Source organism: Stenotrophomonas sp. AC248 (assembly GCF_979258185.1).
Genome location: NZ_OZ409840.1, coordinates 3,591,591 through 3,617,049, shown reverse-complemented (window position 1 = coordinate 3,617,049; position 25,459 = coordinate 3,591,591). Strand labels below are relative to the sequence as shown.

17 protein-coding genes and 1 riboswitch are annotated in these 25,459 nt (G+C 67.2%); of the genes, 13 read left to right on the top strand and 4 right to left on the bottom strand.

Annotated elements, in window-relative coordinates; genetic code table 11:
• Positions 1 to 26 precede the first annotated feature (26 nt).
• Positions 27 to 1,001 carry a ketol-acid reductoisomerase gene (gene ilvC, locus ACZ0AE_RS16320; protein WP_038686400.1) on the bottom strand — a complete coding sequence of 325 codons (975 nt, stop codon included), beginning with the start codon at positions 999 to 1,001 and terminating at the stop codon, positions 27 to 29.
• 651 nt (positions 1,002 to 1,652) lie between these two features.
• Between ilvC and ggt the strand changes: the two genes are divergently transcribed.
• Complete coding sequence (gene ggt / locus ACZ0AE_RS16315) at positions 1,653 to 3,371, top strand: gamma-glutamyltransferase (RefSeq protein ID WP_463601618.1); 1,719 nt, start codon at positions 1,653 to 1,655, stop codon at positions 3,369 to 3,371.
• A gap of 360 nt (positions 3,372 to 3,731) precedes the next feature.
• On the opposite strand, the gene ACZ0AE_RS16310 is transcribed toward ggt, so the two are convergent.
• The gene (locus ACZ0AE_RS16310) at positions 3,732 to 5,300 is read right to left on the bottom strand and encodes a BCCT family transporter (RefSeq protein ID WP_463601617.1); all 1,569 of its coding nucleotides are present in this window, start codon (positions 5,298 to 5,300) and stop codon (positions 3,732 to 3,734) included.
• 246 nt (positions 5,301 to 5,546) lie between these two features.
• Positions 5,547 to 5,648: riboswitch (TPP riboswitch) on the top strand.
• Positions 5,649 to 5,760: 112 nt separating this feature from the next.
• Between ACZ0AE_RS16310 and thiC the strand changes: the two genes are divergently transcribed.
• The 6 genes from thiC (at position 5,761) to ACZ0AE_RS16280 (ending at position 15,683) form a co-directional block, all read left to right on the top strand.
• Positions 5,761 to 7,638: a phosphomethylpyrimidine synthase ThiC gene (gene thiC / locus ACZ0AE_RS16305; protein ID WP_463601616.1), complete on the top strand. Its 1,878-nt coding sequence runs from the start codon at positions 5,761 to 5,763 to the stop codon at positions 7,636 to 7,638.
• A gap of 100 nt (positions 7,639 to 7,738) precedes the next feature.
• A complete protein-coding gene (locus tag ACZ0AE_RS16300; protein WP_463601615.1) occupies positions 7,739 to 8,416 on the top strand; it encodes an ion channel in 678 nt (225 codons plus the stop codon).
• Positions 8,417 to 8,666: 250 nt separating this feature from the next.
• Complete coding sequence (locus tag ACZ0AE_RS16295) at positions 8,667 to 10,988, top strand: winged helix-turn-helix domain-containing protein (RefSeq protein WP_463601614.1); 2,322 nt, start codon at positions 8,667 to 8,669, stop codon at positions 10,986 to 10,988.
• A gap of 123 nt (positions 10,989 to 11,111) precedes the next feature.
• Positions 11,112 to 11,993, top strand: coding sequence for a helix-turn-helix transcriptional regulator (locus tag ACZ0AE_RS16290; RefSeq protein WP_038686412.1), 882 nt, complete (start codon positions 11,112 to 11,114; stop codon positions 11,991 to 11,993).
• A gap of 68 nt (positions 11,994 to 12,061) precedes the next feature.
• Positions 12,062 to 14,932 carry a TonB-dependent receptor plug domain-containing protein gene (locus tag ACZ0AE_RS16285; RefSeq protein ID WP_038686415.1) on the top strand — a complete coding sequence of 957 codons (2,871 nt, stop codon included), beginning with the start codon at positions 12,062 to 12,064 and terminating at the stop codon, positions 14,930 to 14,932.
• A 277-nt stretch (positions 14,933 to 15,209) separates the two neighbouring features.
• Positions 15,210 to 15,683: a RidA family protein gene (locus tag ACZ0AE_RS16280; protein ID WP_463601613.1), complete on the top strand. Its 474-nt coding sequence runs from the start codon at positions 15,210 to 15,212 to the stop codon at positions 15,681 to 15,683.
• A 121-nt stretch (positions 15,684 to 15,804) separates the two neighbouring features.
• On the opposite strand, the gene ACZ0AE_RS16275 is transcribed toward ACZ0AE_RS16280, so the two are convergent.
• Positions 15,805 to 16,926, bottom strand: coding sequence for an HDOD domain-containing protein (locus ACZ0AE_RS16275; RefSeq protein ID WP_463601612.1), 1,122 nt, complete (start codon positions 16,924 to 16,926; stop codon positions 15,805 to 15,807).
• Positions 16,927 to 17,076: 150 nt separating this feature from the next.
• Positions 17,077 to 17,613, bottom strand: a complete 537-nt coding sequence (ppa, locus tag ACZ0AE_RS16270) for an inorganic diphosphatase (protein ID WP_354284549.1) — start codon at positions 17,611 to 17,613, stop codon at positions 17,077 to 17,079.
• A gap of 184 nt (positions 17,614 to 17,797) precedes the next feature.
• Here ppa and ACZ0AE_RS16265 point away from each other — a divergent pair, with 184 nt between their 5' ends.
• The 6 genes from ACZ0AE_RS16265 (at position 17,798) to ACZ0AE_RS16240 (ending at position 25,438) form a co-directional block, all read left to right on the top strand.
• Positions 17,798 to 18,715, top strand: a complete 918-nt coding sequence (locus tag ACZ0AE_RS16265; protein WP_463601611.1) for a hypothetical protein — start codon at positions 17,798 to 17,800, stop codon at positions 18,713 to 18,715.
• 50 nt (positions 18,716 to 18,765) lie between these two features.
• Positions 18,766 to 19,986: a helix-turn-helix domain-containing protein gene (locus ACZ0AE_RS16260; RefSeq protein ID WP_463601610.1), complete on the top strand. Its 1,221-nt coding sequence runs from the start codon at positions 18,766 to 18,768 to the stop codon at positions 19,984 to 19,986.
• A 45-nt stretch (positions 19,987 to 20,031) separates the two neighbouring features.
• Positions 20,032 to 20,700, top strand: coding sequence for a Vgb family protein (locus tag ACZ0AE_RS16255; RefSeq protein ID WP_051598734.1), 669 nt, complete (start codon positions 20,032 to 20,034; stop codon positions 20,698 to 20,700).
• Between the two features lie 60 nt (positions 20,701 to 20,760).
• Complete coding sequence (locus ACZ0AE_RS16250) at positions 20,761 to 21,261, top strand: RNA polymerase sigma factor (RefSeq protein ID WP_038686421.1); 501 nt, start codon at positions 20,761 to 20,763, stop codon at positions 21,259 to 21,261.
• A gap of 132 nt (positions 21,262 to 21,393) precedes the next feature.
• Positions 21,394 to 22,356, top strand: coding sequence for a FecR family protein (locus tag ACZ0AE_RS16245; RefSeq protein ID WP_463601609.1), 963 nt, complete (start codon positions 21,394 to 21,396; stop codon positions 22,354 to 22,356).
• Between the two features lie 157 nt (positions 22,357 to 22,513).
• On the top strand, positions 22,514 to 25,438 hold the full coding sequence (locus ACZ0AE_RS16240; RefSeq protein WP_463601608.1) for a TonB-dependent receptor: 2,925 nt from the start codon (positions 22,514 to 22,516) through the stop codon (positions 25,436 to 25,438).
• The last annotated feature ends 21 nt before the right edge of the window (positions 25,439 to 25,459 follow it).

Genomic DNA, 25,459 nt, shown 5'->3' with positions numbered 1-25,459 from the left:
CGAAAGCGGGTGGGGGAGCCGCGCGGTTACGCGGCTTGACTTTGCAACCAGACCATCTTGGCGCGCAGTTCCTTGCCTACCTTCTCGATCGGGTGCTCCAGGTCGGCCTGCTTGAACTTGTTGTAGTTGGGCAGGCCCGCTTCGTACTCGGCTACCCAGTTCTTGGTGAAGGTGCCGTTCTGGATGTCGGTCAGCACGTCCTTCATGCGCGCCTTGGTGCCGGCATCGATGACGCGCGGGCCGCTGACGTAGTCGCCGTACTGCGCGGTCTCGGAGATGAATTCCAGCATGCGGGTGATGCCGCCTTCGTAGAACAGGTCCACGATCAGCTTCAGTTCGTGCAGGACTTCGTAGTAGGCGATTTCCGGCTGGTAGCCGGCTTCCACCAGCGTTTCAAAGCCGGCCTGCACCAGCGCCGAGGCACCGCCGCAGAGCACTGCCTGCTCGCCGAACAGATCGGTTTCGGTCTCTTCCTTGAACGTGGTCTGGATCAGGTTGGCGCGTGCGCCGCCCAGGCCGGCCGCATAGGCCAGCGCGTACTCGGCGGCCTTGCCGCTCCGGTCCTGGTAGACCGCCCAGATGCACGGCACGCCCCGGCCGATCTCGTACTCACGGCGCACCAGCGCGCCCGGGCCCTTCGGCGCGACCAGCACCACGTCCAGGTCGTCACGCGGCTTGATCATGTCGAAATGCACGTTCAGGCCATGCGCGAACAGCAGCACCGCGCCCTGTTTCATGTTCGGGGCGAGGACGTCCTCGTACAGTTTCTTCTGGACCATGTCCGGGGTCAGCACGGCGACCAGATCTGCATCCTTGACCGCCTCGGCCGGGGCCTTGACGGTGAAGCCATCGGCCTGCGCCTTGACCTCGGTGGGGCCACCCGGGCGCAGCCCGATGACAACGTCGAAGCCGGATTCACGCAGGTTCAGTGCGTGGGCGCGGCCCTGGCTGCCGTAGCCGACAACAGCGATCTTGATCTGGGGCAGGTCGTTGGTGCTCATGGGGGAGGTCCTTTGGCGGAAATAAAAAGATGGCCGACGGTCAGCGACGCGTCGGCCAGTCAGGGGAAGGGGTGGCACGCGCAGCGCCACAACCGCACGCATCCGCCGTGGGGGCGGTGGGCATGAAGGCGGTGGTGGCGGACGGGCGGGTCATGGCGGGAAGGGCAACTCGGGAAGGGGGAGGAAAATGAGGAGGCTCTGAAACGAAAAAACCCGCACCTGGGTGGGTGCGGGTTTTGATGGATACCTGGCAGTCTTGCTTACACGCCGGTCCGTCCCGCACCTGTTGGTTGGGTAATAAGTACGAGGACAAGAAGCGAACGGATCGACGCCCCGCCGGTGTCGGCGTGCTCGATGGATTCGCGGATGGCTGTGCGCTGCAACATGAGATCGAGAAAACCACAGCGGTTTTAAGGCTGTCAACCCTGGCAGGCATATTTCCAACAGTTTCGCCTGCATCCAGCGCAAAGCCCCGCCACGCAAGGATGGTTGCGGTTGAAAGCGTTGCGGTGAACCCGAATTCACTATTTTGCAGGCACGTTCTGCGCGGATTTCGGTGCCGATGCGGCCCACGGCATGACCATTGTGGGATGCCATCGCGGCCGCTCTGCCGCCACTATCGGTGTGGCTACCACCCATCAGGAATCCCCCGTGTCCCGACGACTTGCCCGCGGCCTGCTTGCCGCCGCCGTGCTGTGTGCCCTTCCCATCGCCGCCAGTGCCGCCGACCGCGTCACCGGCCATCCCTTCGCCACCCGCTCGGAGGTGATCGCCCCGCACGCGATGGCCGCCACCTCGCAGCCGCTGGCGACCCAGATCGCGCTGGACGTGATGAAGGGCGGCGGCTCGGCCGTGGACGCGGCGATCGCGGCCAACGCCGCGCTGGGCCTGATGGAGCCGACCGGCAACGGCATCGGCGGCGACCTGTTCGCCATCGTGTGGGACCCGAAGACCCAGAAGCTTTATGGCTACAACGGCTCGGGCCGGTCGCCCAAGTCGCTGACCCTGGCCGAGTTCCAGCGCCGCGGCCTGAAGGAGATCCCGGCCACCGGCCCGCTGCCGGTCTCGGTGCCGGGCGCGGTGGACGGCTGGTTCGCGCTGCACGAGCGCTTCGGCCGCAAGCCGATGGCCGACAACCTGGCCCCGGCCATCCGCTACGCCCGCGAGGGCCATCCGGTGGCCGAGGTGATCGCCTACTACTGGGACCGCTCGGTGCCCAAGCTGTCGCAGTACCCGGGCTTCAAGGAGCAGTTCACCGTCAACGGGCATGCGCCGCGCAAGGGCGAGATGTGGAAGAACCCGAACCTGGCCAACACCCTGGAACAGATCGGCCGCGGTGGCCGCGATGCCTTCTACAAGGGCGACATCGCCCGCACCATCGGCAGCTACTTCAAGGCCAACGGCGGCTACCTGAGCTACGAGGACATGGCCAGCCACCACGGTGAGTGGGTGGAACCGGTGAGCAGCAACTACCGTGGCTACGACGTATGGGAGCTGCCGCCCAACAGCCAGGGCATCGCGGCGCTGCAGATCCTGAACGTGCTGGAGGGCTACGACTTCTCGAAGATCCCCTTCGGCTCGCCCGAACACGTGCACCTGTTCGTGGAAGCCAAGAAGCTGGCCTTCGCCGACCGCGCGCGCTTCTACACCGATCCGGCGTTCCACCCGGCACCGGTGGAACGGCTGGTCTCGAAGGGCTACGCGGCGCAGCGGCGTGCGTTGATCTCGATGGACAAGGCCCTGCGCGAAGTGCAGCCGGGCACGCCGAAGCAGCTGCAGGAAGGCGACACGATCTACATGACCGTCGCCGACGCGGACGGGATGATGGTGTCGCTGATCCAGTCCAACTACCGCGGCATGGGCAGTGGCATGGCGCCCCCGGGGCTGGGCTTCATCCTGCAGGACCGTGGTGAGATGTTCGTCCTGCAGAAGGACCACCCGAATGGCTACGCGCCGGGCAAGCGCCCGTTCCAGACCATCATTCCCGGCTTCGTGACCAAGGACGGCAAGCCCTGGATGAGCTTCGGGGTGATGGGCGGGGCGATGCAGCCGCAGGGGCACGCGCAGATCGTGATGAACATGGTCGACTTCGGCATGAACCTGCAGGAGGCCGGCGATGCGCCGCGCATCCAGCACGAAGGCTCGACCGAACCGACCGGGCAGGCCACGGCGATGAGCGACGGTGGCGAGGTCAACCTGGAAACCGGCTTCCCGTACGAAACGGTGCGCGCGCTGATGCGCAAGGGCCACCGCGTCACCTTCGCCGACGGCCCCTACGGCGGCTACCAGGCCATCCTGCGCGACCCGGACACCGGCGTGTACTACGGCGCCTCGGAGAGCCGCAAAGACGGCCAAGCCGCAGGCTATTAACCCGGGGTAGAGCCGACCGTTTGTCGGCTGGCCGCGCAACGCGCGGCAATGATCGGCGATAACGCCGCCCCGCTATGCAATTGGCGGACCAACGGTAGAGCCGACCGTTGGTCGGCTGCTCTCCCCACACCGCCCGCCATGTGTCCAGGGGCGGGGTGGATGGGAGTGCGGGACCGTTGGGCGCCATGGATGGCGCCCACGAGCCCCCAGGGGTGAGAGCGCATTGCTTGCGAGGCACTGCCTCGCATGCGGTCGAACGCACAGCCGCATGCGGCTGGGCCGGACCGCGAAGCGGGGTTTACGGCGTGTCCCGCACTCCCATCCACCCCGACCCAACCGGGGCCTCATGGCAGAGGCAAACTACGGCGCCCGCGCCGCCTCATCCCGCGTCTCTTCCTGCGCGGCGATCTCCCGCTCGATCCACTCGTCCATCATCCGCCGTGCCCGCTGCGCACGCCGGCGTTGCAACGCGTATTCCATATCCAGCACCCGGTACAGCGACCACATCACCAGCAGCATCAACAGCGCGAACGGCAAGGCCGCAATCGTGATCATGCCCTGCAGCGCGGTCAGTCCACCGGCCAGCAGCAACACACCGGCAATCAGCGCGATCGCCACGCCCCACACCATCCGCCGCGCCAACGGCGGGTCACCTGCCTCCTCGGTGGACATCGTGGCCAGCACCAGCACCGCCGAGTCGGCCGAGGTCACGAAGAAGATGATCAACAACACCAATGCGACAACCGACAGCAGCATCGGCATCGGCAGGCTGTCGAACATCGTGAACAGCACCGTCTCATAACCATTGCCCAGCGCCTGCGCCAGGTCCACGTGCCCGAAGATCTGCGACCACAGCGCCGTGCCACCAAACACCGAGAACCACAGGAAGCCCAGCACGCTCGGTGCGATCACCACGCCCAGCACGAACTCGCGGATGCTGCGCCCGCGCGACACCCGCGCAATGAACGAGCCCACGAACGGCGCCCACGCGATCCACCAGGCCCAGTAGAAGATCGTCCAGTCGGCCACCCACGTGCTGCCCGAGAACGGCGACATACGCAGGCTCATCGTCACCAGCGAATTCAGATACGACCCGATGGTGGTGGTGAACGTATCGAAGATGAACCCGGTCGGCCCCAGCACCATCACCAGCGCCAGCAATACCGCCGCCAGCCCCAGGTTGAAGTTGGACAGCCACTTGATGCCGCGGTTCACCCCGCTGGTGGTGGAGGCCATGTACAGCACGAACGCCACCGCGATGATGGTCAGCTGCACCGGAATCGAATCGCGGATGCCGAACACGCGATGCAGGCCCGCCGCGATCTGGATCGTACCGAAGCCCAGCGTGGTGGCCACGCCGATCGCGGTGGCCACCACCGCCGCCACGTTCACTACCGTGCCCATCCAGCCACGATGGTGCGCGCCGATCACCGGCTGCAACAGATCACTGATCAGGCCGCGGCCATTGCGGTTGAACTGGAACCACGCCATGGCCAGCCCGATCAGTGCATAGATCGCCCACGGATGCAGGCCCCAGTGGAAGAACGCGTAGCGCATCGAGGCGCGGGCCGCCTCCATGCTCTGCGGTGCCAGGCCTTCCGGCGGCTTGACGAAGTGCGAGATCGGCTCGGCCGCGCCCCAGAACACCAGGCCGATCCCCATGCCGGCGGCGAACAGCATCGACATCCAGCTGGCGTTGGAAAAATCCGGCTCGGCATCTTCGCCGCCGATGCGCAGCGAGCCCAGCCGCCCGAAGGCCAGGTACATCAGGAACGACAGCGTGATGAACACCACCAGCAGGTACAGCCAGCCGGTGCTGCGGATGATGTGGCCCAGGCCACTCTGGATCACGTCGTTGAAGGGGCCGGGCGCGAGGCCGGCGATCAGCACCAATGCAATGATCAGTGCGATGGAAATGCGAAACACCATGGAGGAGTTTCTCCGTACAAAGGGGGCGAGCGAATGCCTGCCGTCTCCAGCGCTGCCGAGGCGGCGGCTGGGGCGATTCAAGCCGGTCGATGCCGGTTGCGGAACTCCAGGGCGGACCAGCCAGACGGCCATTCCGCGCCGCAGCATTCTAGCGGATGGCAGATCAGCGCCTTTTTCACGTTCCAGCTGCTGTCTGCATGGCCTCGGCCCGGGCGCGGCAATTGCGTCAGGGTTGTGGTCTAATTCGCCCCGAAGCGGGGGTACCGCGGCCCAGTGGCCACGGTTGAGACAGTCCCTTCGAACCTGATCCGGTTGATACCGGCGTAGGGATGCTTCGCAATGCTGACGCAATGCGCCGTAGGGCTGCCCCGCCCGAAGACCGCCCGTGTTGCGTCCGTCGTGCGCCGCCGCTTCGTCCGTTCCGCCTATTCCTGGGCGGAACCCGATCCAGGACGAAGTCATGAACGCAGCGCTTTCCTCCCTGCAGCAGCAGGCCCAGCAACTGTCCGAATCGGTTACCCGACCGATTCCCGGTTCGCGCAAAATCCATGTGCCCGGCTCACGCAGCGACCTGCAGGTGCCCATGCGCGAGATCGTGCTGACCCGCACGCCGACCCTGTTTGGTGGGGAAGAGAACGCGCCGGTCACCGTGTATGACACATCTGGCCCGTATACCGATCCGAATGCGCGCATCGACCTCTCCTGCGGCCTGCCGCCGTTGCGGGCCGGCTGGGTGGCCGAGCGGGGCGATACCGAACTGCTGGACGGCCTGAGTTCCAGCTTCGGGCGGGCGCGCGAAACCGATGCACGCCTGGACGCGGTGCGTTTCCCGTCGCGGCTGCAGCCACGCCGTGCGGTGGCCGGCGCCAACGTCACCCAGATGCACTACGCACGGCGCGGCATCATCACCCCGGAAATGGAATTCGTGGCCATCCGCGAGAACCAGCGCATCGAGGCCATCCGCGATGCCGCGCTGCTCAGGCAGCACCCCGGGGAGTCTTTCGGCGCGTCCATCCCAACGCGCATCACGCCTGAATTCGTGCGCGACGAGATCGCCCGCGGCCGCGCGGTACTGCCCAACAACATCAATCACCCGGAAAGCGAGCCGATGATCATCGGCCGCAACTTCCTGACCAAGATCAACGCCAACATCGGCAACAGCGCGGTGTCGTCGGGCATCGCCGAGGAAGTGGAAAAGCTGGTGTGGGCGATCCGCTGGGGCGGCGACACGGTGATGGACCTCTCCACCGGCAAGCACATCCACGAAACCCGCGAGTGGATCCTGCGCAACTCGCCGGTGGCGATCGGCACCGTGCCGATCTACCAGGCGCTGGAGAAGGTGGATGGGCGCGCCGAGGAACTCACCTGGGAGATCTTCCGCGACACGCTGATCGAACAGGCCGAGCAGGGCGTGGATTACTTCACCATCCACGCCGGCGTGCTGCTGCGCTACGTGCCGCTGACCGCCAAGCGCGTGACCGGCATCGTCTCGCGCGGTGGCAGCATCCTGGCCAAGTGGTGCCTGGCCCACCACAAGGAGAACTTCCTCTACACGCACTTCGAGGACATCTGCGAGATCATGAAGGCCTACGACGTGACCTTCTCGCTCGGCGATGGCCTGCGCCCCGGCTGCATTGCCGATGCCAACGATGCCGCCCAGTTCGGTGAGCTGGAAACCCTCGGCGAGTTGACCAAAATCGCCTGGAAGCACGACGTGCAAACCATGATCGAAGGCCCGGGCCACGTGCCGATGCAGTTGATCAAGGAGAACATGGACAAGCAGCTGCGCGAATGCGGCGAGGCGCCGTTCTACACGCTGGGGCCGCTCACCACCGACATCGCGCCGGGCTACGACCACATCACCAGCGCGATCGGCGCGGCCATGATCGGCTGGTACGGCACCGCGATGCTCTGCTATGTCACGCCGAAGGAACACCTGGGCCTGCCCAACCGCCAGGACGTGCGCGACGGCATCATGGCCTACCGCATCGCCGCGCATGCCTCGGACCTGGCCAAGGGCCATCCCGGCGCGCAGGTGCGTGACAACGCACTAAGCAAGGCGCGCTTCGAGTTCCGCTGGGAAGACCAGTTCCACCTCGGCCTGGACCCGGAGAAGGCCAAGGAATTCCACGATGAAACCCTGCCCAAGGACGCGCACAAGCTGGCGCACTTCTGTTCGATGTGCGGCCCGCATTTCTGCTCGATGAAGATCACCCAGGACGTGCGCGACTATGCCGCCGAACACGGCCTGTCCGAACGGGACGCGATCGAGGAGGGCATGGCCGACAAGTCGGCGCAGTTCCGCGAGCTCGGCGCGCAGGTCTACCGGCAGGAATGAGGCCGGTGCCGGGGCGGCGGGCCGTCGCCCCGGTGCTCATGCGGCAGGGGCGGCAAGCGCGCTAAGCTCGGCGGCGAACGGGGCAGGGAAGGGATCTGGCATGGCAATCGCACGTACCACCAAGTGGCTGGCCATCGCACGGCGGCATCCGTCGGCGTGGTTGCTGGCCGTGCAGTTGCTGGGCGTGCTGCTGTACCCGGCGATGGACGAAGCCGGGGCCAGCCGCGCGGTGTTCGGTGCGTTCGGCATCGCCGTGCTCGGCCTGGCCCTGTGGGTGGTGCGGCGCAGCCCGTTGGGCATGTGGCTGGCGCTGCTGCTGGCCATCCCGGCGGTGGTCTTCTCCATCGCCGGGGCACTGCTCGGCAGGCCCACCCTCACCACCACCGCCCAGTTGCTGGAATGCCTGCTGTATTTCTATACCGCCGGCAGCCTGACCGCCTACATGCTCCAGGACCACAAGGTCACCCGCGACGAACTGTTCGCGGCCGGGGCAACGTTCACCCTGTTGGCCTGGGCATTCGCGTTCGCCTTCTCGGTCTGCCAGCAGTGGTACCCGGGCAGTTTCCTGGCCACCAGCGAGAGCGAATTGCGCACCTGGATGGAGCTTCTTTATCTCAGCTTCAGCTTGCTGTCCGGGGTGGGTTTGAGCGACGTGGTGCCGGTGCATCCGCAAGCACGCGCACTGGTCATGCTGGAGCAGTTCGCAGGCGTGATGTACGTGGCTTTGGTGGTCTCGCGCCTGGTCGGATTGACCATGATCAAGCGTGTACAAAGCTGAATCGCAGATAAAAAATTCGCGCCCGAAGGCGCGAATACTGAAGCGATTTATGTGAATTCGTCGGCGAGAGAGAGCCTGATGTTGGCCGCACGCACAGGCGCGGTTAACCGGCATAGGCTAGTATTCGCGCGCTTCAGTTGTTTTACGGTTTGCGCTGATGGCATGTGCGGAATCTGGCGGTTCGTTCGATCGGTGTCGGTTGCGATGAATGCTGCGTTCCTGTTGTTCTGCAGTCCTTCGTACCACTGGAATGATCAGCAACATTAGTGAGCCTCCTTCGGCCGATGTCGTGCGTATCGGCAGCTGCACCGTCACGTTGTCCTCGCGCGAGGTCACGGTGCCCGGTGCGCGTCGCGTGCGCCGGCTCACCCCCAAGGCGCTGGGCGTACTGAAAGCGTTGCTGCGTTCGCCCGGTGCGGTGGTCACCCGCGATGAACTGTTCGCCGAGGTGTGGCCCGACACCCTGCCCACCAATGATGTCCTCACCCAGGCGGTCACCCAGCTGCGCAAGGCGTTTGCCAGCGACGACGGCGACGGCACCGCGTACATCGAAACCATCGCCAAGACCGGGTACCGCCTGCTGGTGCCGGTACGCATGCTGGCCGACGATCCCGTCGTGCCGGCGGCCGCCGAACCGGACGTGGCGCCTGCGGCCAACGCGGTAACCCCTGCGTCAGCGCGCACCGCACCAGGCCCGGCAACGGCGTCGGTACGCAGCCGCTGGCGGCGCCACCGTCGCTACGTGCTGCTGGCCGTTGGGCTGGCCATGCTGGTGGCGCTGCTGGTGATGGCCGCATTGCTGCTGCAGCGCCCGTCGGCCGAGCCCGGTTCCAGCGGCGTGCTGGAGGATGGCAGCCGGGTGATCGGCAGCCCACAGCGGCCGTACCGGCTGATCACCGCCACGGCCGGGTTCGAGACCTATCCCACGCTGTCCCCGGACGGTTCGCAGGTTGCCTACGAGGCCGACAGCAGCGCCCGCAACGGCAGCTCGGTGAAAGTGCAGACGTCCGGCAACGCGCCGGCGCGGCTGCTGGCCGAAACCCCGGACGGCTATTCCGACCGCTTCCCCAACTGGTCGCCCAACGGGCGCGACATCGCGTTCGCGCGGTTCGGGCCGGGCGGCAGCTGCGAGGTGCTGATCGCCAGCGCCACCGGCGGCGCGGTACGCCACGTTACCCGCTGTGACGGCACCGAACTGCTCAGCTTCGACTGGACCCCGGATGGACGCGGCCTGGTGTTCGGCTCCCTGGCCGGCACGCATGCCCACCGCGGCATCCGCGTCCTGGATATCGCCAGTGGGCGTTGGACGCCGCTGGCCTACGAGGTGGCCGAGGACAGCTTCGATTACGCGCCGCGCTACTCGCCCGATGGGCGCTGGATCGTGTTCGTGCGCAACCCGCAGATTGGCGACCTGTGGCGTCTCCCGGCCAGCGGCGGGGTGCCCGAACAGCTCACCGCCGATTCGGCCGAGATCCGCGGCTGGGCCTGGCGCGGTGACAGCCGCCACATCGTGTTCGGCCGCCGCGTGGACAGCGAATCGCGCCTGTATGAACTGGATACGCAGAACCGCACGCTGCGCGATGTCGGCATCGACGATGCGCAGTCACCGGCGGTGTCGCGCCACAACGAGATGCTGGCCTTCGTGCATCGCAAGGCGCAGTTCGGGCTGTTCCGGGTGCCGCTCAAGGACGGCCAGCCGGGGCAACCGCAACGCCTGTTCCCCTCCAATGGCCGCGACGGCCAGCCGATGCTCGCCCCTGACGGCCGGCAACTGGTGTTCACCTCCGACCGGTCCGGCAATTACGGCCTGTGGTGGGCGGACCTGACCCGGCCCGACTCGCTGCGCCCGGTGGAAGGCCTGCGGCCGGAAACGCGGCAGGCCGCGGACTGGTCGCCGGACAGCACGCACCTGCTGGTGTCCGGGCGCGATGCGCAGGCCAACCCGGTGATCTATGAAGTGTCACCGCGCGATGAGCAGGTGGTGGCGTTGCCGGTTCCGGTCGCCCAGCCGCTGCAGGCCCTGTACGGCGGCGACAGTGACCACGTGCTGATCGTCGACCGTGACGCGCGCGAGCGGCTGCGGCTGTCCCTGTTCGATCGTCGGCAGTCGCCGTGGCGGCTGCTGGCCAGTATCGAAGGGGTGTCGCAGGCGCGCTTCGACCGCAGCGCGCAACGGGTGCTGTTCACCCGGCTGTCGGCAGGCGGGTTGTGGTCGGTGGATGCGCAGCTCAGCACCGGCAGCATCCAGCAGGTCAGCGAGGACCGGCCATCGCGCTGGCGCTACCGGACCTGGACGGTGGCGCGCGATGGCAGCGTGGACTACCTGTCCAATGGTGCCGCCTGCGCCACGCTGTTTTCGCGCATCAACGCCGGCGCTGCCCGCACCGAGCACTGCCTGGACGTGGATCGGCTGAGTGCCGGCAACGGCTTCAGTGCGCAACCCGATGGCAGCGCCCTGTATGTGGCGCTGGCGGTGGCCGACGGTGCCGACATCGGCGTGATGCCGCTGCCCGAGGCCCCGGTGGCGGTCTTCTCGGCGGTGTCCAACGCCCTGTTTTTGAAGGGAAAATAGTCTTCGTACTTCTTTCGTATCGGCCTCGTGTCGAATTCGGATGAATCTCGTAGGACTTTCCTGACCTGGCTCGCCTGATTTGGCAAAACGTTTGCCCCGCAACGGCAAACACGGTGTGCAGTCATGCGTCAGCTTTCCTTGGCCGATCGCGGCCAATCGCTTTCCCTGGACAAGATCGTCGACGACGGTCCGCTGCCCACCTGCCTGGGCGTGGCCCGGCTCGGCAGCCTGCAGACCGCTGGCGCAACCTTCACTGTGTGGATGCAGCTGCGTGGCAGCGCGTGGGTGGAATCCAAGGAAGGTCGCTTCCGCCTGCGCCAGCGCGAATGGATTGCCTTCGAGAAAGAATCCAAGCCGATGATCCAGGCCGGCCGCGATGGTCTGTGCATCGGCCTGAGCCTCACCCCCGATGCATTGCGCGCGCTGGGCGAACTGGAAGACTGCAGCCTGTATGCCGGCCGCGGCAGCATGAGCCGCGCCGAAGTCCGCGTAGCGCTGCGCCTGTGGCGCGATGCACTGGCCAGCGGCCAGCCAGCGCAGGCATTGCGCCCGGTGCTGCTGCATCTGGCCTCGCTGCAGCGCGTGCTGGCCACCGGCGTGCAGCGTTGCCCGGGACGTTCGCGCGTGCGCAAGCGCCAGGTGTTCGGCCGCATGCAGCGTGCGCGCCTGTACCTGGAAGGCAACAGCCACCGCGTGGTGCGCATCGGTGAACTGGCCGAGCTGACCAACTTCTCCAGCTGGTACTTGTCCAAGACCTTCCAGAGCCTGTATGAAGAAAGCCCGCAGTCGCTGTCGGCACGCCTTCGGCTGGAGCGCGCGGCGGACCTGCTGCGTGATACCGACATGATGATCGGCGAAGTCGCCGCTGCCAGTGGATTTGACAACTGCTGCAGCTTTGCAAGGGCGTTTCGGGCACGTTACGGGCAGTCTGCGTCAGGCTTCCGCGAGGGCGGTGGAATGCTCCCGCCAAAGTCGGCAAAGCCATCGGTTGCTTCCCGCAAATAATTAACCGCAACGCAATCGTAACTTTCCGAGGCGGTTTAACACGCTACTAACGTACCTCGGAGAGATAAATGAATTTTCGTACTCCTGCAGTGCGGCTGGGCCTTCTGCCCGCCGGCATTGCGCTCGCGCTGTCGCCGACCTTTGCCTCGGCGCAGGAAGCTGCAGCCGGCACCACTGACCTGGATCGCATCTCGGTCACCGGCTCGCGCATCCGCGGCGCCAACATGGAGACCCAGCAGCCGATTCTGACGATGACGCGTGAAGCCCTGGAGAAGCAGGGTTTCTCGAACGTCGCTGACGTGCTGAACAACCTCACCTCGGCCGGCTCCCCGGCCATCTCGCGTTCGGATTCGCTGTCCTCGGGCGAGAACGTGGGCGGTTACTACGTCGACATCCGCAACCTGGGCGCCCAGCGCACCCTGGTGCTGATGAATGGCAAGCGCCTGGGCGCCACCACGGCCGGTTACCAGGATCTGAGCCAGATCCCGATGGCTGCCGTGGAGCGCATTGAAATCCTGAAGGACGGCGCGTCCTCGATCTACGGTTCGGACGCCATTGCCGGCGTGGTCAACGTGATCACCCGCAAGAACTTCGACGGTGGCGAAGCCAGCGTCCGCGTTGGCCAGTACGGCAACGGCGACGGCGACGAACAGCAGTACTCGATGCTGCTGGGCGCGTCCGGCGAGCGCGGCAGCCTGACCCTGGCGGCCGAATACTCCAAGCAGGATCCGGTGTGGGCCAAGGACCGCTGGTACAGCCGTGATGGCGGCCGTGGTCCGAATTCGGTTGCTGGCGACGGCAGCCCGATCACCGAGACCGGCAGCTGGTGCAACCCGCTGCAGGTCAACTGCGGCGACTCCAAGACCGCCGTGTGGAAGACCCTGAACCCGGGCGGCGATCCGAAGAACCCGAATGACTACCACGTCCTGACCGAAGACGAGTACGTCAATTCGAACGAGCAGATGAGCCTGCTGACCGGTGTGGAGCGCAAGTCGCTGTACATCAACGGCACCTACGACTTCACCGACCGCATCAGCCTGAACACCGATGTGCTCTACAACGAGCGCAACACGTTCCAGCAGATCGCCGGCTACCCGTACCAGTCCAGCGCGTCCAACATCAAGACCCCGCTGTCGGCCTCCAGCGCCTTCAACCCGACCAACGTCAATGGCGTCGGTGGCAAGGACATCGAGTTCCGTCGCCGCCTGTGGGAAGTGCCGCGCACCACCGACAGCCAGCTGAAGACCCTGCGCTTCGCGCCGACCGTCAGCGGCTACTTCGAAGTGGCCGACAAGACCTTTGACTGGGACGTCGGTGCACTGTGGAACCGCAATGAGTCGATCAAGACCCAGCGCGGTGACATGAGCCTGATCGGTTCGCGCAAGGCATTGGGCCCGTCCTACATCGATGCAGGCGGCGTGGCACGTTGCGGCGTTGCCGGCGTTGTGGATCCGTCCCTGGCCGACTGCATTCCGTGGAACCCGCTGCTGCCGTACGGCGTGGCTGGCCAGGGTTCGCTCGCCGACCCGGCGCTGCAGGAATACCTGTTCCCGACCTTCACCACCCGTGGCGTCACCAAGACCACCAGCTTCACCGCCAACCTGGCCGGTTCCATCGTGACCCTGCCGGCCGGCGACCTCGGCTTCGCCGTGGGCGTGGAGCACCGCAAGGAAGAAGGCTCCTACGTGCCGGACGCCTTCGCGCAGTCGGGCCAGTCCACCGGCCTGGGCCAGAAGTCGACCCAGGGTGAGTACGATCTGAACGAGGTCTACCTCGAACTGAACGTGCCGATCCTGGCCGACATGGCGTTTGCCAAGGAACTGACCCTGAATGTTGCCAGCCGTTATTCGGACTACAGCAACTTCGGCGGCACCACCAACAGCAAGTTCGGTCTGACCTGGCGTCCGATGGACGAGCTGCTGGTCCGCGGCACCTATGCCGAGGGCTTCCGCGCTCCGACCATCTCCGATCTGTACGGTGGCCTGAGCTCGAGCTTCGAGCGTTACACCGATCCGTGCGCCGTGGGCGTGTCGGGCAGCGTGGCCGGCAATGCCGCCTGCCTTGCCGGTGGTGCACCGGCCAACTACGTGCAGCTGGGCCAGGGCAACGTGCCGTGCTCGACCACGCCGTGCCAGTCGGGTGACCAGTTCGTCTCCGGCGCCAACCCGAACCTGTCGCCGGAAACCTCCAAGAGCAAGACCATGGGTCTGGTCTGGAGCCCGCGTTGGGTGCAGGGCCTGGACATCTCGCTGGATTGGTACCGCTACGAGATCAGCGACATGATCATCGAAGACAGCGTCGACCGTATCCTGCGTGACTGCTACGTGCTGGGCAATGCTGGCCGTTGCAGCGGCGTGACCCGTGCGGCTGATGGCCACATCAGCGGCATCACCTACGGCACCGCCAACCTCGGCAAGATGGAAACCGAAGGTTACGACCTGGGCATCAAGTACCGCCTGCCGGAGCTGGCCATCGGTCAGTTCAGCATCGACTGGCAGACCAGCTACCTGGCCAAGTACGACGAAGCCAACCAGAACAGCGCCGGCGACAGCATCATGATCGGCAAGGTTGGTCAGGACGCGCTGTTCCGCGTGCGTTCCAACCTGGGCGTCAACTGGGCGATGGGCGACTTCGGTGTCAACTACACCGCGCGTTACTACTCGGGCCTGAACGAGCCGTGCATCGACATCGGCTGCACCGATCCGGACCGCTTCGCCTATGGCGAAACCGCTCCGCTGCGCAAGACCGGCTCCAACACCTTCCATGACCTGCAGGTCAGCTGGAAGGCACCGTGGGATGCCACCATTGCGGTCGGCGCGAACAACGTGTTCGATCACAAGGGTCCGCTGATGTACTCGCAGCAGAACTCGAGCTTCGCCTACTACGGCGGCTTCGATATCGGCCGCTTCCTGTACATGAAGTACACCCAGCGCTTCTGATCCATCGAAGCTCTGTTGCAGTAAAAGAGGAGGGCGGACCGCAAGGTCCGCCCTTTTTCTATGCGCGCCCGAGGCACAGGGCGCGTGGAGGGCGGGGCGTTGGCCGCCAGGCCGGCCGCATACGGACCGGTGGCTGACGCATCCGGCTCTGACATACCGCTGCAGCACGCACTAAGGTGAGGCGTTCAAGCGGCGCCGGTTACAGCCGCGCCCGATCCACTTCATTCGACGATGCGGAGTATTTGGTATGCAGGCAGGATCCTTCCAAGGTGCGGCCATGGCGACGGCCCTGTTCTTCTCAGGGGCGTACGCGGCCTCGGCCACCGAGATCATCCGCCATGAGGCGACAGGCGTTCCGGTTGCCTATGCAGTCGAAGTGCCGCCGGGGCGCACCATCGTCTATCTCAGCGGGAAGCTGCCTGCGCTGGTTGCCGGCGATGGGCGCAGTGCGTCGCGGCTGCCGTATGGCGACACCCGGATGCAGACCATCAGTGTCCTTGAACAGATCCGCGATCAGCTGCAACGGCTGGGAATGGGCATGCAGGACGTGGTCAAGCTGCAGGTGTTCCTGGTGGGCGGGAAAGAGAACAACGGGAACATGGATCTAGACGGATTCGCCGCAGGATATGCGCAGTTCTTTGGTTCTGCCGCCGGGCAGCCCAACGTGCCGGCGCGGTCCACATTCCAGGTGGCTGCGCTGGCGCATCCGGGGCAGCGGGTCGAAATCGAGGCCACCGCTGTACGCCCGTGAGGCGCAACGGCAGGGGCGTCGAGCTATCTGCGATAGGAGTTGCCGCACTGCGGCCCTGAAACAACACTGGCGCATCATCATGACGCGCCAGTGCGGGGTGGTTCCGTCAAGGAGGCCGGCGTCAGACTTCGGCAGCCACCAGGCCCATCAGGCCATTGGCGTGGTCCCGCCACTGCGGCAGCTTGTGCAGCACGCCGGCACGCTGCAGGTACTCCTCATCCACCGGGTCCCCGTTGATCAGCGCCAGTGCCACGTGCACCGCACCGGTTACCCAGAAGCTGCGCGTGTTGGACTTCTGCGGCTGCAGGTGGAACGCCACCGCCTCGATGATCGGCATCGGCAGGCCCCACAGGCCCAGCAGGTAGGCGCCGGCCTCGGCATGGCCGGGGCGTTCATCGGTCGCGTCGGCCGGGGCGCCGCGCTCGTTGCGCACGCCCGGCAGCAGCAGCCCGATATCGGCCAGCAGGGCGGCGGTTGCACCCAGCTCGGCGCTGGAATCGGGCAGCAGCTTGGCTGCCAGCCGCGAGGCCAGCAACGCGCGCTGCTGCAGCGAATTGCGTTCGGCACCGGACAGCGCCGAGGCAGAGAACACCTCGCTGGCCAGCACCAGGTCGCGCAGGGTCGACAGGCCCAGCCGCGTTACCGCGGTGCGCAGGTCGGAAATGGTGCGGCCGCTGTTGAAGAACGCCGAGTTGGACAACTGCAGCACCTTGGCCGCAATCGCCGGGTCGGCCGACACCAGCTTGGACACATCGGCGGTGTTGGTGTCGTCGTCGTGTTCCAGCGCCTGGGTCAGGCTCAGGTACAGGTGCGGCGGTGAAGGCAGCTTTTCGATGCGACCGATCGCGCTGCGCAGATGCGCGCTGTCGAGCAGTTCGCGCAGTTCTTCCAGGCTGGTCAGCGCTTCCAGCAGCACTTCCGGGGCCAGCGGGATCGGCAGGAAGCGGTGGGCCACCCCGATCAGGCGCGCCGGCGGCGGGCGGTTGTTGTGGTCGGCATCCACCAGCGCGATCCGGATCGTTTCCGGGCGCAGGGTACGGATCTGCCCCAGCAGCGTGGTCGCCGTAAGATCGGGCAGGGTAGGGCAGGCAATGACCGCGTCCACCGGACCGGCGGCGACGATGCTCATGGCCGACTGGCCATCGGAGGCCGTCAGCGGTTGCCACTCTTCCCCAAGATCGGCAATGAAATCCATCAGTTCAGCCGACAGGCTGGCCTGGTCCCCAACAAGCAGAATGCGCACGACAAGTCCCCTGGCTGACCACGGTGAAACGCACCGTGGACGGTGTGAAGACGCAATGTACCCAATCCGGCACAAATAGTGATGTGCCGCAGTCAAAAAACGTGATGTCCATCGCTTCGGCGGCCAGCGCCGAAGCGATGCGGTTCAGCCTCAGCCGTTGTTGGCGAGGTAACGCTGGTGCGCTTCCACCAGGATCTGCTTGGCTTCGGCAGCGCCGGCCCAGCCGTCAAGCTTGACCCACTTGCCCTTTTCCAGGTCCTTGTAATGCTCGAAGAAGTGGCCGATGCGCTCCAGCCAGTGGCTGGACACCTGCTCGATGTCTTCCACGTGGGCGTAGCCGCTGAACACCTTGGAGATCGGCACGGCCAGGATCTTCTCGTCGCTGCCGGCTTCATCGCTCATCTTGAGCACGCCGACCGGACGGCAACGCACCACCGAACCGGGGATCAGCGGCAGCGGCAGCACCACCAGCACGTCGGCCGGGTCACCGTCGCCGCACAGGGTGCTCGGCACGTAGCCGTAGTTGCACGGGTAGCGCATCGGGGTGGACAGGATGCGGTCGACGAAGATCGCACCGGTTTCCTTGTCCACTTCGTACTTCACCGGCTCGGAATCCTTCGGGATCTCGATGATGACGTTGATTTCTTCCGGCGGGTTCTTGCCGGGCGAGACGAGTTCCAGACCCATGGGTGTACTCCGAGAGGGGGATGAAGGCAGATAGCCCCCCATTTTATGCCTTTGCCGGGCCGCGTGCAGCGGGGGCCGGATGACCGCCCCGCGACGGGTTTTCCCACGGCCCGGCGCGGCCTTGCCGGATGGGCCCGTGCACCGGGCCAGGCCACGCTGGTTCTCCTTCCGTTGGAGTCTGGCCATGTACCCACGTTTCCGGCCGTTGCTGCGCCTGTTCGCCCTGCTGGCCTGGCTGCCCAGCGCCCCGCTGCTTGCCCAGCCGTTCGTCGACCTGGTGGATTTCCCGCGCAACGAGGCCAACTGGGACCGCTTCTATTCCCTGGAAGCCCATCTGGCGAACCGCTTCGACGCGGTCTGTGCCGATACCCTCTGCGAAGGCGACTACAGCAACCTGCGCGCACTGCAGCTGCGCTGCTCGGTCAACGCGGCCAGCGGGCAGGTGCACGCCTGCAACTGGCTGTTCATTGCCAGCGAACTGCAGGTGGCGCCGGACACGGGCGTGGTCCTGGTGGACAACCGACGCTGGGACTGTCCCTTGCCGCTGGGCACGGGGGTGGGGGTGGAGGCCTTCCATGCGTCGCTGGAACGCGCCGACGCGCTCGATGTCGTGCTGCCCGGTGCGGCGCTGTCCATCGGCGAGGCGGTGGGCGGCTGCCTCCAGCAGGTCCGGCAGCCGGAGCGCGCAGCGTCGGCGGCCCGTTATGTGGACGCGCGGGATTATCCCGGCCAGGGGCAGGGTGGGGCGCATTTCCGTGCGCTGGAACAGGCGCTGGTACGCGGTTTCGATGAGGTCTGCGGCGACACCTTCTGCGAAGGCGAGTACTACAACCTGCAGGCCATGCGCCTGCGCTGTTCGGTACACGCCGCCAGCGGCCGGGTGGGTGAGTGCCGGTGGACATTTGCCGGCAGCAACATGGACGTCGAGGCCGACACGGGCGCGGTCACGGTGGATGCCCGCGATTGGGCCTGCCGGCTGCCGCTGGCGGCGCAGACCCCCTTGCCGCGGCTGCTGGCCACGCTTCAGGGGCCGGAGGCCATCGACACCTTGTTGCCTGGCACCGCCACCACCGTGTACGAAGGGCTGACCACCTGCCTCTAAGCTGCGGCGCGATCGCTGCAGGCGCCACGCCGGGCAGGTAGCCTGTGCAGATGGATGCCCTCATCACGGCTGCCGCTCGCGCCCTTGCCAACGGCGATGTGCTGGCCGCGCTTGGTTACGTTGCGCTGCGCGACGACCCGCCCGCGCTGGCGCTGCGCGGCATCGCCATGGCCCAGCTCGGTCAACTTGATACCGCGCGTGACCTGCTGCGGCGCGCCCGTCGCGCGTTCGGCCCGCATGAGACGGTGGCGCGGGCGCGTTGCACGGTCGCCGAGGCCGAGGTGGCACTGGCCATGCGCGAGCTGGCGGGATCGTCGCAGCCCCTGCAGGAGGTGGCGGCACTGCTGGATGCGCGGGGAGACGGCGCCAATGCGTTGCAGGCCTGGCTGATCCTGGCCCGGCGCTGGCTGTTGCTGGGCCGCCTGCGCGATGCCGAACATGGCCTGGCCCAGCTGGCCGACCGCCCGATGCCGCCGGCGCTGGCCGCCATGGCCGAGTTGACCGCTGCCGCACTGGCCTTGCGTGCGCTGCAGGTCGCACCGGCGCGTGCCGCCCTGGCCCGCGCCCAGGCGGCGGCCGAACGCGCCGGCATCGCCCCGCTGCGGCGGGAGGTGGACGAGGCGCATGCCGCGCTGGACCGGCCGGCCGCCCGCAGCCTCCAGGCCGGCGTGGCGCACACCCTGCGCATCGACGATGTTCCGGCCCTGCTCGCGTCCGGCGCGCTGGTGGTGGATGCATGCCGACGGGGCGTACGCACCGGCACGCAGTGGCACTGTCTGGCGCGGCGTCCGGTGTTGTTCGCCTTGCTGCGCGCACTGGCCGAGGCGTGGCCGGGTGGGGTCGAACGCGATGTGCTGATTGAACGGGTCTTCGGTATTGCCCACCCCGACGACTCGCTGCGTGTGCGGCTGCGGGTAGAGCTGGGCCGCCTGCGCGCGCTTATCGCCGCGCAGGCCCGGATTGACGCCACCCCGCAAGGATTCCGGATCCAGCCCTGCCACGCGCAGACGGTCACGGTGCTGGTGCCCCCGTTCGATGGTGAGCAGGCGGCGTTGGTCGCGCTGCTGGCCGACGGTGCCGCCTGGTCCACCTCGTCGTTGGCGCTGGCGGTGGGCGCCAGCCAACGCAGCGTGCAGCGTGCGCTGGCCGAGCTGCAGGCCGCGGGGCAGGTCCACACCCGGGGGCGTGGCCGGGCGCAGCGCTGGCGGTCGGTGCCGCTGGCCGGTTTCACGACGATTTTGTTACTCCCTGCCGCGCTGCCGATTGGCTAGTGTCGCTGGCAGGCACCGCCTTCCACGGGCCAGGAGACTGCAACGATGAACACGGACACCTTGGGTACCGCTGCCCCCGTAGAGGCCGCCGAACTGGTGCGCGAATACGGCCCGTTCGCCGGCTCGGACTGCGTCAACGGCGTCAGCTTCGACGGGCACCACGTATGGGCGGCCACCGGTGCTGCGCTGGTGGCGTTCGACCCGGACAGCGGCGACGCGGTACGCACCCTGGCACTGCCCTGCGATGCCGGCACCGCCTTCGACGGCACCCACCTGTACCAGATCGCCGGCGCGCGCATCGACCGGATCGATCCGCGCAGCGGCGAGGTGCTGGCGTCGATCCCCGCACCGGGCGGCGGCACCGACTCCGGCATGGCCTGGGCCGAAGGCAGCCTCTGGGTGGGGCAATACCGGCAGCGCCGCATCCACCAGGTCGACCCGGCCACCGGCAGCATCCTGCGCACGATCGCGTCGGACCGCTTCGTGACCGGCGTGACCTGGGTGGACGGCGAACTCTGGCACGGGACCGACGAGGCGGGGCAGAGCGACATCCGCCGCATCGACCCGGCCAGCGGCGCGGTGCAGCACCGCCTGCAGATGCCGGACGGACGCGGCGTCAGTGGATTGGAGTCCGACGGTGCCGGGCTGTTCTACTGCGGCGCCGGCCACGGCAGGGTGTGCGCGGTGAAGCGCCCGGCGCCCGCACAAACGTGACTCATTCGCATTTGCGGGGTAGCATGGCGCGCCTTCCGCCCCGGCCCCTGCGTCCGTCGCATGACCACCAACGCCTCCGCCCTCACCGAGATGCTGATCCGCGAACGCCCGGCGTTGCTGCGCCTGGTGCAGCGCATCCTGGGCAATGACGGCGGCGCCGAGGACGTGATCCAGGCGATCTGGTTCAAGGCGCGCGGGGTGGACAGCGGCCAGGCCATCGACAACCCGCGGGCCTATCTGTACCGGCTGGCCACCAACCTGGCCACCGACCACGGGCGTGAGCGCACCCGCCGCGCGCGCCTGCTGGCCGAGCATTACCTGTGGGGACCGGACGAAGTGCTGTCGACCGAAGAACAGGCGATGGCCCAGGACGAACTGCAGCGTGTGCTCGCCGCCGCCGAGCACCTGCCCGAGCCAACCCGCACCATCTTCCGGCTCAACCGCCTGCAGGGAATGACCCAGGCCGACGTGGCCAAGCGCCTCAAGGTGTCGGTGACGACCGTGGAGAACCACGTGCGCGCTGCCCTGCAGCGCCTGGCCTGGGCCCGCAACGGGCGCTGATGGCGCCCGCGCGCGTCATGGCATTGGGGAACCGCACCCGCCATTCGTCTTGATCATACTGGGGCGGTGTCGCGTGCCCCGCTTCCGTCCCTTGCCGGTGGCATTGCCCCCGACCGCGCCACCCCGCCAGCCATGAGCCCGCCGCACATCGATCCGCTTCCGCCGCCGTCCGCATCCACCGAGTCTGTCGCCGTCCAGGCGCAGGCGTGGATCGCGTGGCTGGCCTCCGGCACGGTGGATGACACCGGCATGCAGGCCTTCGAGCGGTGGCTGGCCGCGCCGGGCCACCGGCGCGTGTTCGAACGCGAACGCCAGCTCTGGCGCAGCGTGGGGCCACGGCCGCAGGCCACCCTCGCGCCGCCGCGCCGGCGTGCGCGGGTGCGCCGCTGGTCGCTGGCCGCGGCGGCGGTGCTGGCGCTGGCCTGGGTGGCACCGGATGCGTGGCTGCGGCTGCAATCGGACCACCGCACCGGTACCGGCATCGCCGAGGTCGCGCTGCCTGACGGCAGCCGCGCCGTGCTGGATGCCGATTCGGCCATTGCCGTGCAGTTCGATGGCCAGGTGCGCCGCATCGCGCTGTTGCGCGGTCGTGCCTGGTTCCAGGTGGCGCCCGGCCAGCCGCAGCGGTTTGAAGTGCGCGCGCAGGGCGGGGTGGTCGAGGATATTTCCACCGCGTTTGCGGTATCCAGCGACGCCACCGGCGTGCAGGCCGATGTGGAACAGGGCCAGGTGCGGGTGGCGGCCAGCGACGGCGGTGGCTGGACCTGGCTGCAGGCCGGGCAGCGTGCCGCATTCGCGCCCGGTGGCCGCGTGCAGCGGCTGGCCGACGAGGCGCCCGACCGGATCGCGGCATGGCGGCAGGGCGAACTGCTGCTGGATGAAGTGGGCGTTGCCGAGGCGGTCCAGCGCATCGGGCGCTATCGGCGTGGCCCCACCTTCGTCCGCGGCGACCTGGCGCAGCTGCCGGCGATCAACGCGGCGTTCCGCATCGACCGGCCCGAACAGGCGCTGGACGCACTGGCCGGCAGTGCCGGCCTGCGCGTCACCCGCCTGCCGATGGGCGTGGCGATCGTGCAGGTCGACGCCCGCAAGTAGCGGCGCGCGCTGCCGAACGAAATGGGTCTTGGGGTTGTCGCCGCCCCAGTCGTCTCACCCCCCGAACGTACCCGCCGCCGCCACGTACTTCGCAGCGCCCGCACACCGTATGCGGGGACGTCGCTTCTGCGATATCGCCTTCTCGACAGGTTCCATCATGCGCATCACCTCCTCCCCGGGCCGTTCTCCGCGTCGGTCCCGCCTCTGCATCGCCTTGCTGGCCGCCGGCCTGGTGGCCGCGCCTGCATTCCCGGCGATGGCCCAGGCCAGCACGCCGCGTGCCGCCGCCGTGCATCGCTTCGATATTCCCGCCCAGCCGCTGGCCGACGCACTGCGCACCTACATGCGCCAGTCCGGCGTGCAGGTGGCCTGGCCGGCAGCGCTCACCGAGGGCGTGCGCTCCAGCGCGGTCAGCGGCGACCTCGATGCGCAGCGGGCCCTGCAGCAGCTGCTGCGTGGCAGTGGTCTGGTGATGCGCAGCGTCGGGTCCGATGCGGTGACCCTGGAACCAGCCGCCACTGCCAGCCGCGAGGACGGCGTGATCGTCACCGACGCGCTGCGGGTGGCCGGTGAGCAGTCCGGCGACGGCGACAGCGATGCCGCGCGCGCACTGGATGTGTACCGCACCGCCGGCTCCAGCGTGTACGTGCCGCGCGCCACGATCGAACGCTTCCGCGGCACGTCCGCCGCCGACATCGTCAAGGGCGTGGTCGGCGTCACCGCCGGCGACCCGCGTACCGCCAACGCGCTGGACCTCAACATCCGCGGCATCCAGGGCCAGAGCCGCATCCCGGTGATCATCGACGGTGGCCAGTCCAGCATGGACACCTACCGGGGCTACGCCGGCCAGTCGCAGCGCACCTACCTGGACCCGGACCTGATCTCCAGCCTCACCGTCACCAAGGGCCCCAGCCTCGGCGCCAACGCGTCCGGCGGCATCGGCGGCGTGGTCGAGATGGAGACGTTGAAGATCGGCGATGTGCTGCGCGAGGGCCAGGACGTCGGCCTGCGTGTACGCAGTGGGGTGTCCAACGGCAGCGCACGCGACGTGCCGGCCTATGGCGCCGCGCCGCGCAGCAACCGCAACAGCCTGGGCGGGCAGTTCTTCAACATCGCCGGTGGCAAGCACTGGGATGCGTTCGACCTGGTGGCCGCCTACGCCTGGCGCGACACCGGCAACTACTACGGCGGCAAGCACGGCTACGACGACTTCCCGCAGACCCGGCGCACGCTGGCCCCGTTGAATCCGCCCAACACCGAAGTGTTCAACACCTCGTCCAAGTCCAACTCGGTGCTGTTGAAGGGCACCTGGCGCATCGACGACACCCAGACCCTGGAAGCGGGCTACCGCCATTACAGCGGTCGCCAGGGCGAGATCATGGCCTCGCAGATCATCCGCGTGGACCGTGACCGCGTGCCGCAGTGGGAGCCGGGCAGCGTGGATATGGATGCCTACAACCTGCGTTACCGCTTCAACCCGGGCAACGACCGCGTCGACCTCAAGGCCAACCTCTGGTACACCGACGCCGACAGCCTGATGTACAACGGCCTGACCGGCATCACCCCGTGGTACTTCGATCGCCGCACCGAGTGGTATGACGGCCCGAGCTTCAATACCGACCCGGGCTACAAAGACGCCTACCGCAACAGCATGCAGCAGCAGCGTCTCGGGTTCGACGTGTCCAACACGACCCACCTGGTGACCGATGCCGCCGGGGTGTTCACCTTCGACTACGGCCTGTCCTTCAGCGACGAGGACGTCGGGCCCGGCAAGAATGCGCCGATCATGCACGACGACCTGATCAACAACCGTTTCCTGCGCAACGCCGACCGCAAGGAATACAGCGCGGTGGCCTCGATGAAGTGGCAGCCCGACGACCATTGGGAAGTGCTGCTGGGCGGGCGCTTCAACCGCGTCAGCGTGCACGACCGCAACCGCCTGGCCACGCCGGACGGTGAGGAAGTGATCGGCCAGTACCGCTACACCCAGCTGCTGGACGGCAATCCGGCGCTGCCGGCCTGGCGTGCCAAGCGCATCGCCATGCTCAACTGGTACCCCGATGCGAACGGCCAGTTCACCGAAGCGTCGCTGCTGGCCTCGCCGTACAAGAAGGGCACCGTGGCCGACATCACCGGCTGGAACTTCCATGACTTGACCGAGGCCGAGGACCTGATCGTGCCGACCAGCTGGACGTGGTCGCAGCCGATCCGCCGTACCGACCATGCCTTCATGCCCACCGCCAGCGTCACCTACCACTTCAACGACGACAGCATGGTCTACGTGAAGTACGCCGAAGGCGTGAAGCTTCCGAGCCTGTTCGAAAGCACGCTGGGCCTGTTCACCGCCGCCAAGCCGATCGGGGGCGAGCTCAAGCCCGAACGCGCCGGTACCTGGGAAATCGGCGCCAGCACGGTCCGGCAGGGGCTGTTCACCGACGGCGATACGGCGGCGTTCAAGCTGGCCTACTTCAACACCCGCATCGATGACCTGATTACCCGCGACTACCGCACGCTGTCGGCCGGCTACATCCGCAACATCGACCGCTTCAAGGTATCGGGCATGGAATTCCAGTCCAGCTACGATGCCGGCAAAGTGTTCGCCGACCTGTCCGCGCACTATTACGTCGAAGCCAAGACCTGTGCGCCGGACATCGCCGCCGAGCGCCGTGCCTACGGCGTGCAGCGCAGGATCGAAGAACTGGCCAATACCCCCGACTGCGTTGATGGCGGCTTTGAGGGTTCCTACAGCAACACGCAGAATCCGCCGCGCTACACCGTCAACCTGACCCTGGGCTCACGCCTGTTCGACGAACGGCTCAGCTTCGGCACCCGGGTGATCCACAACGCCGGTCCGATCAGCAAGCTGGACAAGGAATGGAACGTCGGCCTGTCGGCGATCCAGCAGCTGTACCGCCCGGCCACCGTGGTGGACCTGTTCGCCAGTTGGCAGGCCAGCGAGCAGTTCGCGGTGGACCTCAACGTCGACAACCTCACCGACCGCTACTACCTGGATCCCCTGGCGCTGGGCGTAATGCCGGCACCGGGCCGGATCGTGCGGCTGGCGCTGACCTGGCGTTACTGAGCATGCGGTGATGTACCCCAC